Annotated in this window: 13 protein-coding genes; 10 read left to right on the top strand and 3 right to left on the bottom strand. The window is 69.2% G+C overall.

The window, feature by feature from the left end:
* Window positions 1-93: 93 nt before the first annotated feature.
* Window positions 94-945, top strand: a complete 852-nt coding sequence (locus MMB17_RS24650; protein ID WP_420847386.1) for a transporter substrate-binding domain-containing protein — start codon at window positions 94-96, stop codon at window positions 943-945.
* Window positions 946-1,061: 116 nt separating this feature from the next.
* A complete protein-coding gene (locus tag MMB17_RS24645; RefSeq protein WP_238309965.1) occupies window positions 1,062-2,759 on the top strand; it encodes a lysine--tRNA ligase in 1,698 nt (565 codons plus the stop codon).
* A gap of 116 nt (window positions 2,760-2,875) precedes the next feature.
* Here the strand turns inward: MMB17_RS24645 and MMB17_RS24640 are convergent, their stop codons facing one another.
* On the bottom strand, window positions 2,876-5,134 hold the full coding sequence (locus tag MMB17_RS24640) for a RelA/SpoT family protein (protein WP_241100594.1): 2,259 nt from the start codon (window positions 5,132-5,134) through the stop codon (window positions 2,876-2,878).
* A gap of 197 nt (window positions 5,135-5,331) precedes the next feature.
* The gene (gene rpoZ / locus MMB17_RS24635) at window positions 5,332-5,742 is read right to left on the bottom strand and encodes a DNA-directed RNA polymerase subunit omega (protein WP_238309967.1); all 411 of its coding nucleotides are present in this window, start codon (window positions 5,740-5,742) and stop codon (window positions 5,332-5,334) included.
* A gap of 235 nt (window positions 5,743-5,977) precedes the next feature.
* Here rpoZ and MMB17_RS24630 point away from each other — a divergent pair, with 235 nt between their 5' ends.
* From MMB17_RS24630 to fabF, 5 genes are all read left to right on the top strand, one after another.
* A complete protein-coding gene (locus MMB17_RS24630) occupies window positions 5,978-6,700 on the top strand; it encodes a carbonic anhydrase (protein ID WP_238309968.1) in 723 nt (240 codons plus the stop codon).
* A 136-nt stretch (window positions 6,701-6,836) separates the two neighbouring features.
* A complete protein-coding gene (gene fabD, locus MMB17_RS24625; RefSeq protein WP_241100593.1) occupies window positions 6,837-7,781 on the top strand; it encodes an ACP S-malonyltransferase in 945 nt (314 codons plus the stop codon).
* Between the two features lie 19 nt (window positions 7,782-7,800).
* The gene (gene fabG / locus MMB17_RS24620; RefSeq protein ID WP_238309970.1) at window positions 7,801-8,541 is read left to right on the top strand and encodes a 3-oxoacyl-[acyl-carrier-protein] reductase; all 741 of its coding nucleotides are present in this window, start codon (window positions 7,801-7,803) and stop codon (window positions 8,539-8,541) included.
* A gap of 307 nt (window positions 8,542-8,848) precedes the next feature.
* On the top strand, window positions 8,849-9,085 hold the full coding sequence (locus MMB17_RS24615) for an acyl carrier protein (protein WP_147045707.1): 237 nt from the start codon (window positions 8,849-8,851) through the stop codon (window positions 9,083-9,085).
* A gap of 92 nt (window positions 9,086-9,177) precedes the next feature.
* Window positions 9,178-10,440, top strand: coding sequence for a beta-ketoacyl-ACP synthase II (gene fabF / locus MMB17_RS24610; RefSeq protein ID WP_241100592.1), 1,263 nt, complete (start codon window positions 9,178-9,180; stop codon window positions 10,438-10,440).
* 163 nt (window positions 10,441-10,603) lie between these two features.
* Here the strand turns inward: fabF and MMB17_RS24605 are convergent, their stop codons facing one another.
* Complete coding sequence (locus MMB17_RS24605; protein ID WP_241100591.1) at window positions 10,604-12,478, bottom strand: AsmA family protein; 1,875 nt, start codon at window positions 12,476-12,478, stop codon at window positions 10,604-10,606.
* A 357-nt stretch (window positions 12,479-12,835) separates the two neighbouring features.
* Between MMB17_RS24605 and MMB17_RS24600 the strand changes: the two genes are divergently transcribed.
* The 3 genes from MMB17_RS24600 (at window position 12,836) to lpxA (ending at window position 15,035) form a co-directional block, all read left to right on the top strand.
* Window positions 12,836-13,102, top strand: a complete 267-nt coding sequence (locus MMB17_RS24600) for a hypothetical protein (protein ID WP_238309973.1) — start codon at window positions 12,836-12,838, stop codon at window positions 13,100-13,102.
* Window positions 13,103-13,758: 656 nt separating this feature from the next.
* On the top strand, window positions 13,759-14,223 hold the full coding sequence (gene fabZ / locus MMB17_RS24595; protein WP_238309974.1) for a 3-hydroxyacyl-ACP dehydratase FabZ: 465 nt from the start codon (window positions 13,759-13,761) through the stop codon (window positions 14,221-14,223).
* Complete coding sequence (gene lpxA, locus MMB17_RS24590; protein ID WP_241100590.1) at window positions 14,220-15,035, top strand: acyl-ACP--UDP-N-acetylglucosamine O-acyltransferase; 816 nt, start codon at window positions 14,220-14,222, stop codon at window positions 15,033-15,035. Before fabZ ends, lpxA begins: the two co-directional genes overlap by 4 nt.
* Window positions 15,036-15,040 lie beyond the last annotated feature (5 nt).

Raw genomic sequence — 15,040 nt, 5'->3', positions numbered from 1 at the left:
CTAGGGAGAGGCGTGAGCCCGATCCGCCCCACCGCCGTCCATCGCACGCCGCCGCCTCGCCGGCGGTCAATCCGCGCCCGCGCGGCGCGCACCATGCTGCTGGGGTTGCTCGCACCTTTGCTCGGGGCTGCGGCAGATCCGCAACAGGACAAGAAACCGGAGGTCGCGCCCGGCGCCGAAGTCACAATTCCCAATATGTGGAACCCGCGTGCCCGCGGCGAGCGGATCGATGCCCCGCAGCTCGGACGCGCGGTCCGATTCCTGACGGACGACGAATTTCCGCCGCTGCATTTCGCCGGGCCGGACGGCACGCCGACCGGCTTCTCCGTCGAGCTGGCCCGGGCGGTCTGCGAGAAGCTCGCCATCGCCTGCACGGTGCAGGCGCGCCGCTTCGACACCCTGCTCGACGCGCTGGCGGACGGCCAGGGCGACGTGGTGGCCGCCGCCGTGCCGCTCACCGGGGGTCTGCGGGCCCGCTTCCTCGCGACGCGTCCCTATTTCCGCTGGCCGGCCCGCTTCGCCGCGCGCACCGGCCGCGACCTGCCCGAGCCCTCCGCCGCGGCGCTCGCCGGCAAGAAGGTCGGGGTGATCGAGGGCAGCGCCCACCAGGCCTATCTCAAGGTGTTCTTCCCCAAGGCGGAGGCGAAACCCTTCACCGACCTCGCGGCCATGGAGGGCGGCCTCAAGCGCGGCGAGATCGACTACGCCTTCGCCGACGGCCTGAGCCTCGCCCTCTGGATCGGCGGCCAGGATTCGGAGAATTGCTGCGCCTTCTTCGGGGGCGACTATCTGGAGAACCGCTATTTCGGCGAGGGAATCGGCCTCGTGACCCGGAAGGACGACGCCGCCCTTTCGCGCGCCCTCGACGACGCGCTCCAGCGCGTCTGGGACGACGGCCGATACACCGAACTCTACCTGCGCTTCTTCCCCGTCAGCCCGTTCTGAGCACCGGCCCGCGTTGACCGGGCCGGCCGCGCTCCATAGTTTGCGCCCCTCGCGACGCCCTCCGTGCCGCCCCGCACCGCGCGCCTTTCGCCGCTTCCATCAAAAGCTTGCCGATCATGACGACCCCGTCCGCCTTCGATCCCGCCATTCTGGAGGCCGCCGCCACGGCGGCCGCGTGGCCTTTCGAGGAGGCGCGAAAGCTCGTCGCGCGGCTGGAGAAGAAGCCGAAGGCGGAGGTGCTGTTCGAGACCGGCTACGGCCCCTCGGGCCTGCCGCATATCGGCACCTTCGGCGAGGTGGCCCGCACCTCAATGGTGCGTCACGCCTTCCGGGTTCTGACGAACGACAGCGTGCCGACCCGGCTGATCGCCTTCTCGGACGACATGGACGGCCTGCGCAAGGTGCCGGACAACGTACCGAATCGCGAGAAGCTCGCCGAGGCGCTCAACCTGCCGCTGACCAAGGTGCCCGATCCGTTCGGCACGCATGAGAGCTTCGGCCACCACAACAACGCCGAGCTGCGCCGCTTCCTCGACGCCTTCGGCTTCGACTACGAGTTCCGCTCGGCGACCGACTGCTACAAGGCCGGCCTCTTCGACGACACGCTGCGCCTCGTGGCGGAGCGTTACGAGGCGGTGATGGCGATCATGCTGCCCTCGCTGCGGGCCGAGCGCTCGGCCTCCTACTCGCCCTTCCTGCCGATCCACCCCGTCACCGGCCACGTGATGCAGGTGCCGATCGACGAGGTGCGGGCGTCGTCCGGCACCATCGTCTGGCGCGATCCTGCCACCGGCGAGGCCTACGAGACCCCGGTGACGGGCGGCCACGTCAAGCTGCAATGGAAGCCCGACTGGGCCATGCGCTGGGTCGCGCTCGGCGTCGATTACGAGATGGCCGGCAAGGACCTGATCGATTCGGTGAAGCTCTCCGGGCAGATCGCCCGGGCGCTCGGCGCCGAGCCGCCGGAAGGCTTCAACTACGAGCTCTTCCTCGACGAGAAGGGCCAGAAGATCTCGAAGTCCAAGGGCAACGGCCTGACCATCGACGAATGGCTCGCCTACGGCACGCCGGAATCGCTGGCCCTGTTCATGTACAACAAGCCCCGCGAGGCCAAGCGCCTGTTCTTCGACGTGATCCCGCGCCATGTCGACGAATACGGCAATTTCCTCGAGCGCTACGCGAAGCAGGACGCCAAGCTGCGTCTCGGCAATCCGGTCTGGCACCTGCATGCCGGGGAGCCGCCCGCCCCGGAGACGATCGACGCCTCGGGCACGACCATCTCTTTCGCGATGCTCCTGAACCTCGTGGCGGTCGCCAATGCCGACACGCCGGAGGTGCTGTGGGGCTTCATCCGCCGCTATGCGCCGAATGTCGGCCCGGAGACCCATCCGGGGCTCGCAGCGCAGGTCGCCGGGGCGCTCGCCTATTACCGGGACTTCGTCCGGCCGGAGAAGCAGTACCGCGCGGCGACCGACGAGGAGGCCGCGGCCCTGCGCGACCTCTCGGAGACGCTGGGCGCCTATGACGGCGCGATCGATCCGGAAGCGCTTCAGGCCATCGTCTACGAGGTCGGCCGGCGCCATTTCCCGGACCTGTCCGGCAAGGCCAAGAGCCCGGACGGGCGCCCGGGCGTGTCCAAGACGTGGTTCGCCTCGATCTACAACGTGCTGTTCGGCGAGGCGCAGGGGCCGCGCTTCGGCTCCTTCATCGCCCTCTACGGCGTGCCAGAGACCCGGGCGCTCCTGGAGAAGGCGCTGGCCGGCGACCTCGTCGCCGAGCACGCGGCCTTCCTCGAGAGCCGGAAGGCAGCCTGACCCGATCCATCCGGAACGACGGTACGACAAGAAAGGGACCGGATCGGTGCGATCCGGTCCCTTTTTCTTTGTTCACGCCGCGAAGTAAGTCGCTGCGGCAGCTCGGCCGGGCCGCTTCAGCCGTTCACCCGCTCCACGCGGCTGACCGAGCGCTTGGTGCGCAGCTCCGAGATGATGGCGTTGAGCTGCTTCAGGTCCCAGACCGAGAGGTCGATGCCGATCTCGGTGAAGTCCTGGGTGCGCCGCTTCATCGAGACGTTGTCGATGTTGCCGTCATGCTCGGCGATGACATGGGCGATCTGGGCCAGCGTACCGGGCTCGTTGATCGATTCGAGGGCGAGGCGGGCGGGGAAGCGCTCCTGCGAGCCCGCCTCCACGTCCCATCGCACGTCGAGCCAGCGCTCGGGCTCGTTGTCGAAGGCCGCGAGCGCCGCCGACTGGATCGGGTAGATCGTGATGCCGACGCCGGGCGTCAGGATGCCGACGATGCGGTCGCCGGGCACGGCGCCGCCGTTCGGGGCGAAGCTCACCGGAAGGTCGCCGGCGAGGCCGCGGATCGGGATGCCGCTGATGCCCTCCCGCTCCGCCTCGGGCGTCCCGCCCTCGGCGGGGGACATGACCCGCATGGTCTGGTCCTTCCGGCTGAGCCGCCAGGCGCCGTTGGCCGGCGAGGACTGCGTGCCGGGGGCGCCGACGCGCCGCTCGTCCTTGTAGTCGGGATAGACCGCCTTCACGACGTCGCCGGAGAACATCTCGCCCCGGCCGACCGCCGCGAACACGTCCTCGGTGCTGGCCCGGGCGAGCCGGGGCAGGGCCCCCTTCAGCTTCTCCTCCGAGAAGCTGCGGCCGGCCCGCTCGAAGGCGCGGTCGAGGATCTGGCGGCCGAGACCGGCATATTGCCGGCGCACCGCCACCCGGGTCGCCCGCCGGATCGCGGCGCGGGCCTTGCCGGTGACGACGAGGGATTCCCAGGCGGCCGGCGGCGAGGCCCCGTCGGAGCGCGCGATCTCGACCTCGTCGCCGTTCTGGAGCTGGTGCAGCAGCGGCACCATGCGGCCGTTCACCTTCGCACCGACGGCGGTGTTGCCCACATTCGTGTGGACGGCATAGGCGAAATCGATCGGCGTCGCGCCCCGGGGCAGGGCGATGAGCAGGCCCTTGGGCGTGAAGCAGAAGACCTGGTCCTGGAACAGCTCGAGCTTGGTGTGCTCCAGGAACTCCTCCGGGCTGTCGCCCTCGGCGAGCAGTTCGATCGTGCGGCGCAGCCATTGGTAGGCGCCGCTCTCGGTGGCGAGCCGCGGATGCACGCTGCCGTCCTCGGCGCTCTCCGGCTCGTCCTTGGAGAGCTCCTTGTAATGGGCATGGGCCGCGATGCCGTATTCGGCGATCTCGTCCATGGCGGCGGTGCGGATCTGCAGCTCCACGCGCTGCTGCTTGGGCCCGATCACCGTGGTGTGGATCGAGCGGTAGTCGTTCTGCTTGGGCGTGGAGATGTAGTCCTTGTAGCGGCCCGGCACCATCGGCCAGCTCGTATGCACCACGCCGAGGGCGCCGTAGCAGGCCGCCACCGTCTCGACCACGACGCGGAAGCCGACGATGTCCGAGAGCTGCTCGAAGGCGATCGACTTGCGCTCCATCTTCGACCAGATCGAGAACGGCTTCTTGAGCCGGCCCTTCACCGCCGCGCGGATGTCCTGCGCCGCGAGTCGGGCCGTCAGGTCCTGCTCGATGGTCTTGATGAGCTCGCCGGACTTGGCCGAGAGGTCCTCCAGCCGGCGGGTGATGGTCTCGTAGACCTCCGGCTTCAGGTTGCGGAAGGACAGGTCCTCCAGCTCGTCGCGCAGCTCCTGCATACCCATGCGGCCGGCGAGCGGCGCGTAGATGTCCAGCGTCTCCTCGGCGATGCGCGCGCGCTTCTCCGGCGTCATGAAGTGGAGCGTGCGCATGTTGTGCAGGCGGTCGGCGAGCTTGACGAGCAGCACCCTCACGTCGTCGGCCACCGCGAGCAGGAGCTTGCGGAAGTTCTCGCCCTGCACCGCCCGCTTCGAGACGAGATCGAGCCGCTTCAGCTTGGTCAGGCCGTCGACGAGAGCCCCGATATCCGGCCCGAACAACTCATTGATCTCGTCGACGGTGGCCGCGGTGTCCTCCACCGTGTCGTGCAGCACCGCGGCGACGATGGTCGCGTCGTCGAGCCGGAGGTCGGTGAGGATCGCCGCCACCTCGAGCGGGTGGGCGAAGAAGGGATCCCCCGAGGCACGCTTCTGCGTGCCGTGGGCCTTCATGGCGTAGATGTAGGCGCGGTTGAGAAGGGCCTCGTTGGTCGCCGGGTTGTAGCGCTTGACCCGTTCGACGAGTTCGTACTGGCGCATCATCCGCCGGGAAGACCCTTCACGCTCGACCTGAGACACTCGCCGATTGTCCTGCATCGCCGCCTCCCGCGCCAGAGGCGCGATGCGTCATGTCGCAGATGGGAAGCGGGGCCGGCATGCGCCATGCGCGCCTCGCGCATCCCGGCACGAAAAAGCCCGGCCGGAGCCGGGCTTCCCGCGATCGTCGCAGGGCTGGGGCCTTATTCGGCCTCGTCGTCCGTCTCGGTCGGCGGAGCGAGGTTCTCGAGGCCGCGCAGGAGATCCTCCTCGCTCATCCGGTCGAAGGCGATGTCCTTGTCGTCGGAGCTGGACTGGGGCGCCACGGCGGCGGCGGCCGGCGAGCTCGACAGCAGCGGCACGGTCTCGGCCTCGGGCTCGTCCACCTCGACGTATTTCTGCATCGAGTGGATCAGCTGCTCCTTGAGATCCTCGGCGGTGATGGTCTCGTCGCCGATCTCGCGCAGGGCCACGACGGGGTTCTTGTCGCGGTCGCGCTCGACGGTGAGCGGGGCGCCGGCGGCGAGCAGCCGGGCGCGGTGGCTGGCGAGCAGAACCAACTCGAAGCGGTTCTCGACCTTCTCGATGCAATCTTCGACGGTGACGCGAGCCATGCGAAGCGGCTCCTTCTCGAACGGCGTACGGATTTTGGCGAAATCAACCGGCTCCTTACACCGCATCGCCGCGAAGGAGCAAGCGGATGCCGAAATCCCGCGCCACCCTGCGCGCGACGTCACGAAGATTTCTTGTCGACACGGCAGAGCGAACCGGTCGGCGGACACGTTAACCTCCGATAAGGAGAGGCCGCTTCGCCCGTCATCACAGGCCGCTTCGCTCATGGAGACGCGAATGGACCGCCCGCCGAGCCGCCGTCGCCTCATGGCCTGCGCCTGCCATTGGGGAGCGGCCGCCTTCGCCGCGACGGCTCTGCCCGCCTCTCTCCACGCCACGGAATTCTCCAGCCGCAAGACCGAGATGACGCCCGACCAGGCGCTCGCGACCCTGCGCGAGGGCAACCGCCTCTTCCGCACCGACAGCCCGGTCCGGGCCGGGCAGACCCGGGAGCGCCGCATCGAGATCGCCCTGGGCCAGACCCCGTTCTGCGTCCTCGTCAGCTGCTCTGATTCCCGCGTCTCCCCCGAAACCCTGTTCGGGCGTGGGCTCGGCGAGCTGTTCATCGTGCGCAACGCCGGCAACGCGGTCGACCTCGCCGCGCTCGGCTCCATCGAATACGCGGTCGCGCAGCTCGGCATCCCCCTGATCCTGGTGATGGGCCATAGCCGATGCGGCGCCGTCGAGGCGGCGGTGGAGGTGGTCAACCGCAACACCGTCTATACCGGCGCGATCGGGCGGATGATCGAGCCGATCCTCCCCGCCGTCCTCTCCGTGAAGGACAAGCCGGGCGACCTCGTGGAGAACGCCATGCGCGCCAATGTGGACCGCATCGTCACGCGGCTGCGCACCGCCTCGGAGCCGGCCCTTCTCGATCCCCTGCGCCAGGGCCGGCTGCGCATCGTCGGCGCCTCCTACAGTCTCGACACCGGCACCGTGGACTTCTTCAACGAGGCCTGACCGGCATGTCCGCCAGGGCCAAGATGTTGTGCGGCGCATTGTTGACACCCGCGCCCGACGATGCGAGTGCGCCGCGCTCCCCCTTCGCAGACGTCCGGCCAGGTTCGAGCGTCCGCGCATCGCGGAATCGGCTTTCATGACGCGCGCTTTTCTCTTTCCCGGTCAGGGCAGCCAGGTCGTCGGCATGGGCAAGGCCCTCGCCGAAGCCTCCTCGGCGGCACGCCACGTCTTCTCCGAGGTGGACGACGCGCTCGGCGAGAACCTGTCCAAGGTGATGTTCGAGGGGCCGGCCGAGACCCTGACGCTCACCGCCAACGCCCAGCCGGCCCTGATGGCGGCGAGCCTCGCCGTGCTGCGGGCGCTCGAGGCGGAGCGCGGCCTCGATCTCGCCCGCGACGCGGCCTTCGTGGCCGGCCATTCGCTCGGCGAATATTCCGCCCTCGCGGCCGCTGGCACCTTCTCCATCGCGGACACGGCCCGGCTGCTGCGCATCCGCGGCGAGGCGATGCAGAAGGCGGTGGCGCCGGGCCTCGGCGCCATGGCCGCGCTGATCGGCGCCGATCTCGCCACCGCCCACGCCATCGCCGAGGAGGCGGCGCGCGACGGCAGCCAGCAGGCGGTCTGCGACATCGCCAACGACAACGGCGCCGGGCAGGTCGTGCTCTCCGGCCACCGCGAGGCGGTGGAACGCGCCGTCGCCCTGGCCCAGGGCCGCGGCATCAAGCGCGCCGTGATGCTCAACGTCTCCGCGCCCTTCCACTGCGCTCTGATGGGGCCGGCGGCCGAGGCCATGCGGGAGGCGCTGCAGAGCGTCTCCATGAGCGCCCCCAAGGTGCCGGTCTACGCCAATGTCACTGCCGGTCCGCTCAGCGATCCGGCCCAGATCCGCGAGGCCCTCGTCGCCCAGGTCACGGGCACCGTGCGCTGGGCGGAGAGCGTCGCCGCCATGGCGGCCGCCGGCGTCGACCGCTTCCACGAAGTGGGCGCCGGCAAGGTGCTGACCGGCCTCGTCAAGCGCATCGCGCCCTCCGCAAGCGCCAACGCCATCGGCACGCCCGACGACGTCGCCGCCTATTCTTGAGACTCAGACGGATCAGCCCATGTTCGATCTCTCCGGCCGCAAGGCCCTCGTCACCGGCGCGACCGGCGGCCTGGGAGGCGCCATCGCCCGGGCGCTGCACGCCCAGGGGGCCCATGTCGCCCTGTCCGGCACCCGCCGCGCCGTGCTGGAGGAGCTCGCCGCCGAGCTCGGCGGCGAGCGCGTTGCGGTGGTCGAGGGCAACCTGTCCGACAAGGACGCGGTCGAAGCCCTGGTCCCGGCGGCGGAAGCCGCCCTCGGCGGCCTCGACATCCTCGTGAACAATGCCGGCATCACCCGGGACAACCTGTTCATGCGCATGAAGGACGACGAGTGGGATGCGGTCATCGCCGTCAACCTCACCGCGGCTTTCCGGCTCTCCCGCGCCGCGGTGAAGGGCATGATGAAGCGCCGCCACGGCCGCATCGTGAATATCGGCTCGGTGGTCGGCGCCACCGGCAATCCCGGCCAGGGCAACTACGCGGCGGCCAAGGCCGGCCTCGTCGGCATGACGAAGGCCCTCGCCGCCGAGGTCGCGAGCCGCAACATCACCGTCAACTGCATCGCCCCGGGCTTCATCGCCTCGGCGATGACCGATGCCCTCAACGAGAAGCAGCGCGAGACCATCCTCACCCGCGTGCCCATGGGACGGCTCGGCGCCGGCTCCGATATCGGCGCCGCGGCGGTCTATCTCGCCTCCGACGAGGCGGCCTACCTCACGGGGCAGACGCTGCACGTCAATGGCGGCATGGCGATGTTCTGAGGGCGGACGCCGCTCTGCGATCGCCGCATTGCGGCGGCCGCCACCCCTGCGTTAACCCGACTTGTCGACCGAAAAACCACGCCGATGAACGGTTTCTGAACCTCCCCTCGCCAGCGCCGGAACGCTGTGTTAACACCCGCGCAGCCGTGCAAGGGGAGTTGACGTTCGGCGGGTTGCGGCACTTCGACGACGCGCGTTCCGACACCGGCCTGTCCTGCGAAAGAAGCCCGAACAAGGGTTAGGGCGGCCACGGCGCCTTCACCACACGCAAAACCATCACGACCCAAGAAGACGAGGACCAAGAACGATGAGCGATATCGCTGAGCGCGTGAAGAAGATCGTCGTCGAGCATCTGGGCGTCGAGCCCGAGAAGGTTACCGAGGGCGCGAACTTCATCGACGATCTCGGTGCCGACAGCCTCGACACCGTCGAGCTCGTGATGGCCTTCGAGGAGGAGTTCAACGTCGAGATTCCGGACGATGCCGCCGAGACGATCCAGACGGTGGGCGACGCCATCAAGTTCCTCGAGAAGAACTCGGCCTGAGTTCGGCAGGTCCGGTGTTCGAGCGGGGCGGCAACGCCTCGCTCACGTCGGACGTTCCTTCCCTCCATGGATCGGTATTTCAGGACAGCGCGATGCGTCGGGTAGTGATCACGGGTCTGGGCATGGTCACGCCGCTGGGAAGCGGCGTGGAGCATACCTGGAGCCGCCTGATCGCCGGGGATAGCGGCGCCTCCAAGGTGACGGGCTTCCCGGCGGACGATCTCGCCTGCCGGATCGCCTGCACCATTCCCTTCGGCGACGGCTCGGAGGGGACCTTCAATCCCGACACCTGGATGGAATCCAAAGAGCAGCGCAAGGTCGACCCCTTCATCGTCTACGCGATGGCGGCGGCCGGCCAGGCCCTCGACGACGCGGGCTGGCACCCGAAATCCGATGAGGATCAGTGGGCCACCGGCGTGCTGATCGGCTCCGGCATCGGCGGCATCGGCGGCATCTACGACGCCTCCGTCACCCTCCACGAGAAGGGTCCGCGCCGGATCTCGCCCTTCTTCATTCCCGGGCGCATCATCAACCTCGCCTCGGGCCAGGTCTCCATTCAATACGGGCTGAAGGGCCCGAACCATGCGGTCGTCACCGCCTGCTCCACCGGCGCCCACGCCATCGGCGACGCGGCCCGGCTGGTCGCCCTGGGCGATGCCGACGTGATGGTGGCCGGCGGCGCCGAATCACCGGTGAACCGCCTCTCGCTCGCGGGCTTCGCCGCCTGCCGGGCGCTTTCCACCGGATTCAACGACGCGCCCACCCGCGCCTCGCGTCCCTACGACAAGGACCGCGACGGCTTCGTCATGGGCGAGGGCGCCGGCGTCCTGGTGCTCGAGGAATACGAGCACGCCAAGGCCCGCGGCGCCAAGATCTACGCCGAGGTCATCGGCTACGGCCTTTCGGGCGACGCCTACCACATCACCTCGCCCTCGCCGGACGGCGACGGTGCTTTCCGCTGCATGAGCGCGGCGGTGAAGCGGGCGGGCATCGACCCGGCCCAGATCGACTACATCAACGCCCACGGCACCTCGACGCCCATGGGCGACGAGCTGGAGCTGAAGGCCGTGGAGCGCCTGCTCGGCGACGCCGCCGGCAAGGCGTCGATGTCCTCGACCAAGTCGGCGATCGGCCATCTGCTCGGCGCGGCCGGTGCGGTGGAGGCGATCTTCTCCGTGCTCGCGATCCGCGACAACGTGATGCCGCCGACCCTCAACCTCGACAATCCCTCCGTCGAAACGGCGATCGACCTCATTCCGCACGAGGCCAAGCGCAAGCCGGTCGACGTGGTGCTCTCGAACTCCTTCGGCTTCGGCGGCACCAACGCCTCGCTGGTGATGCGCCGCGTCGCCTGACGCCGGCGGCCCCCTCCGGGGCTGCGGACGGGAATTCAGCGAACCGAACGACGGCTCGGCCCGAAAGGCCGGGCCGTTTCGTTGTGAGCGCGGTTCCTCTGTAGGGATCCGCGTCCCGGGGGGCGCTCTCTTTCCGGGGGGCGCTCTTGCAACCAGGGGACGGTCAGGGGGCGTAAGCCCTCACCCGCTCGGACAGGCCGGGAATCGCCGCCGTCGGGACGGGACGCCGCTCGAACGCGCCGCTCAGCGGATCGGTGTCGCTTCCCCCTTCCCGATGGACGCGCTCGACGGCGACCGCGTCCCAGGGGCCGCCGATCGCGAACAGGGTGGCCGGGCGTCCCGCACCCTCCGCACCCCGCGGCTGCAATTCGGCCTCGGCGCTGAGGCGGCGGTCCGGCAGGGAGATGCGGCCCCTCAGGGAGGCCTCCAGCGCCCGCGCGGACAGCACCCCTTCGGCGATCTCGCCGATCCCGTCCGCGAAGCGGATCGAGAGGGCGGCGCGCTCGAAGGGCGTGCGGCCGTTGCGGCGGGCCAGCGCCCCCTGCGCCACGGCTCCGCCGCGATGGACCACGTCGTTCAGATCGAGCCCGGTAAGCGTGCCCGATTCCACGGTCAGGGTCGTGCGGCCGTTGAGCCTCCCGCAGAGCGCCGCCACGTCGGCGCCGCGTCCCTCGAAGGCGAAGCTGCCACGGGTCTCGCCGGCCATCCAGGCCGGGGCGCCGCTGAGCTCCAGCAGGGCGCCGAGATCGATTCCGTCGACGGTGCCGACGGTGCGCAGATCGGTGTCCCCGTCACGGCCCTGCGCCAGGATCAGCCGGCCCTTCAGCGTGCCGCCGCGGAGGCCGGCCCGGGCGAGGGAGGCCTCGATCCCGTCCTCGCGCACCAGGATGCTGGAGGCGAGATCCTCGAGAACCAAGGGGCCGAGCCGGGCGCTTCCCGCCGAGATGCGCAGGTCGAGGTCGCCGCGGGTGAGGGGAGCGAGCGCCAGGGACTGGCGGGTCCAGCGGCCGTCCTCGGCGGCGTTGTCGAGCCCGGTCAGGTGCATCAGGCCGGCGAGGAGGGGCGAGAGGTTGAGCGTGTCGGCGGCCAGGGTCGCCTGAATGCCAGCGCGGCTCGCCCCGAAGGTGGCGGATCCGGCGCCTTCCAGGACGTTGTCGCCCGCACGGACGCGCAGGTTCGGCACCTCGAAGCTTCCGCTCTTCGCCTCGAAGCTGGCTTCGAGGCCGAGATCCTCGACCAACGGCGAAAGCGCGAGGCCGCCGCCGGCCCAGGCCAGCGTCTCCGGCACGGACCGGACATCGATCGACGCCTGTCCTTTGGCGTGCCATCCGCCCTGCCAGCCGAGACTGCCCTCCGCGTTGAGGGTGCCGGCGGGCCAGGTCGCCAAAGCCATGAAGGGGCTCGTCTGGCCCAAGGCGAGCTCGCGCGGATTGACGCCCTTCAGCACCAGCCGGACGGCCGCGCCGTTCCAGGTGAAGCCGGCCGCGATGTCGAGGCTGTCCCGCAGGAGAGGCCAGGAAAAGGCGAGATCGACCTCGCGCGCGGTCTGCGGCGAGCCGTCCCGCGGGTCGCGGCCGACGAGCGTGGTGCGCCCAAGGGTGATCCGGCGGGGGGCCGCGGCACTGTTCCCCGAGACATGCTCGCTCAGCCGGGCGAGCGGCCCGACCCAGCGGTCGTCACCCTCGTGGGATTGCAGGATGACCGTGCTGCCATCGAGAGCCAGCGCAGCGACTTCGATCCGACCACCGAACAGGGCGAGCAGTGAGAATTGTAGAGAGAGAGTGCCGTCCCGGGCGATGAGCGGCCCGCTCGGCCCGGCGGTGAGGCGCACACGTGATGCGTTGAGCCGCGGCAGGGGCAGCAGCGCGATCTCTGCCGGCCCATCGGCTTCAAGGGCGAGGCCGTATTCCTCGCTCAGGCCATTGCTCACGAACTGTAGGAGAGCTGGAGAACGAACGGACCAAGGCAGGCAGGCCGCCAGGAGCCCGAGGGCCGCCGTCACCAGGCAGAGGGCGGAGAGGGCAGGTCGCTTCAGCACACCGACTCCAGACGCCGGATCGCGGGCGCCGCGCAGATCCCCCAAGCGCGGCCTAGTCATTCGGAGGTACCTCGTCCGAGAACGCGGAGACCGCAGAACGCCTTCCCATAGCCGTTGCGCAGAGGTTTGTCTCGCGCAGCAGAAGCGCCGCCCCGTCATTCGGCACGCGATCCAAGCGTTTCATGGCCCCGAAACGACACGCGAATTCGACGCGAGTGGGGCGCGAGGCGCGGCCAAGCCGCAAAAACGGTGCATAAACCGCGGGATCGGGTCCGGCACACCCGAAGTCAAGCTCGAACTAAAGCGATCTCTCAAGCGTTACTTCTGAAAATCAGGAGATCAGCCAGGAGATCAGCTATGCCGATACGCGCGACCATCGCGGCGCTCGCTTTCGCGGCCCTCCTCACCACCCCTGCCGGGGCTCAGACCCCAAGCGAGACCGGGACCGGCGGCGGTCCCTCCTCGACCTTCTACGCCCCTAACACCTCCGCGGTCGGCCGCGTGATGCCGCCGAGCCGAGGTTCAGCCCCGGATGCTGACGTGTCCTCGACGGCGCGGACGCCGCGGGAAAAGCAGGCCGACAACATCATGCGCGGCATCTGCATCGGCTGCGGCGCTCAGTAAGGCCTCTTACCCCTCCGTAATCGGGTTCGCCCCGGCGCCAAGAGCGCGTTTTTGCGTCCTCCGCGCGTTGAGCGACGACACGGAACAGGTTCTTAGGAAGCGCCCGGATCACACGAACCGAGCAGAGGATCGCTGGTACGAGGATCCCGGACAGGATCGTCGGGTACAGTAAGCCGACGATCCTCGCGATCGCCATCAGGGAGTGCATTCACCTCCAGGGCCGATCGCCGGCACAGCCGGTATCGTGTCAGCTATCATGAGCACGTCGATCACCGAACGATCGCCTTCCTGCGCGACCGGCTCTGCTTGCGCCACGGCGCATTCCCGTGCGCTCTGCAGCCAGGAACTGGATGATCGGCAACATCCGCGGCACGTCCCTCTCTCGATGCCTTGGGCGATACGGTTCTAGCGCGCCTGCCGGCAGGAAAGGGCTTGCGGGCACCCCTCCACGTCGAGCCCCCGCCCGCGAGGCATGATCGGTCTTCGGCGGCGAGCCCGTGTGGGCGGAAGGCCACGCGATCGGTCGGGCGGGGGCCTCAAAGGTCTTGCATCCGCCCGAATTTCTGTCGAAGAGGGCGCCCGTTCACTTGAAACTTGCAGGCAGGACGTGCGGCTCTCCGGCGCCGACGGACGTGTGCACGGGGACTTTACGATCGATGAGTGAGACGCCGCGGGAACTCGGGTCGGCGGACATCCAGAAGGTTCTGGAGCTTCTGCCGCATCGCTACCCGTTCCTGATGATCGACAAGATCATCGAGATCGACGGCGACGACAGCTGCATCGGCATCAAGAACGTCACCGTGAACGAGCCGCAATTCACCGGCCACTTTCCCGGCATGCCGGTCTTCCCCGGCGTGTTGCTGATCGAGGCCATGGCCCAGACCGCGGGCGCGATCTGCTGCCGCCACATCATGACGAACGACCTCAAGACCAAGCAGGTCTTCTTCATGACCATCGACAAGTGCAAGTTCCGCCGGCCGGTGGTGCCGGGTGACCAGGTGCGCTTCCACATGAAGAAGCTGAACCAGCGCAAGACGATGTGGTGGTTCCGCGGCGAGGCCCGGGTCGAGGGCGCCCTGGTCGCCGAGGCCGAGGTGGGTGCCATGCTGGTGACGGAATGAGCGCCGTGCATCCCGGCATCCATCCGAGCGCGGTCGTCGAGGACGGCGCGAAGCTCGGCGCAGACGTGCGCATCGGCCCCTTCTGCCATGTCGGCCCCGAGGTGACGCTCGGCGACGGCTGCGAGCTGATCAGCCACGTCGTCGTCGCCGGCCGCACCAGCATCGGCGCACGCACCAAGATCTTCCCCTTTGCCTCCCTGGGCCACCAGCCGCAGGACCTGAAGTTCCGCGGCGAGGAATCCACCCTGGTGATCGGCGCGGAATGCCTGATCCGCGAAGGCGTCACCATGAATCCCGGAACTGCCGGTGGCGGCCTGGAGACGGTGGTGGGCGACCGCTGCGCCTTCCTCGCTAACAGCCATGTCGGCCACGATTGCCGGGTCGGCGATAACGTCGTCTTCTCGAACAACGTTATGCTCGCCGGCCATTGCACGGTGGGCAACTTCGCGATCCTGGGCGGCGGCGCCGCCGTGATCCAGTTCGCCCGCGTCGGCGCGCATGCCTTCGTCGGTGGCCTCTCGGGGCTCGAGAACGACTGCATCCCCTACGGCATGGTGCTCGGCAACCGCGCCGCGCTCTCCGGCCTCAACATCATCGGCCTGCAGCGCCGCGGCTTCTCCCGCGAGGACATCCACGCCCTTCGCCGAGCCTACCGCCTGCTTTTCGCCCCCGAGGGCACGCTGATGGAGCGGGTCGAGGACGTGGCGGCGGAGTTCGACACACATCCGGCCGTTCAGGAAATCCTGGCCTTCATCCGCGAGGGCGGCAAGCGCTCGATCTGCACCCCGCGCGGCACGCCGGCGGCCGCTTGACGGAG

The sequence above is a fragment of the Methylobacterium organophilum genome (assembly GCF_022533465.1).
GTDB lineage: Bacteria > Pseudomonadota > Alphaproteobacteria > Rhizobiales > Beijerinckiaceae > Methylobacterium > Methylobacterium organophilum.
Note: the sequence above shows the minus strand (reverse complement) of the source record. Positions and strands in the feature narration are given on the sequence as shown.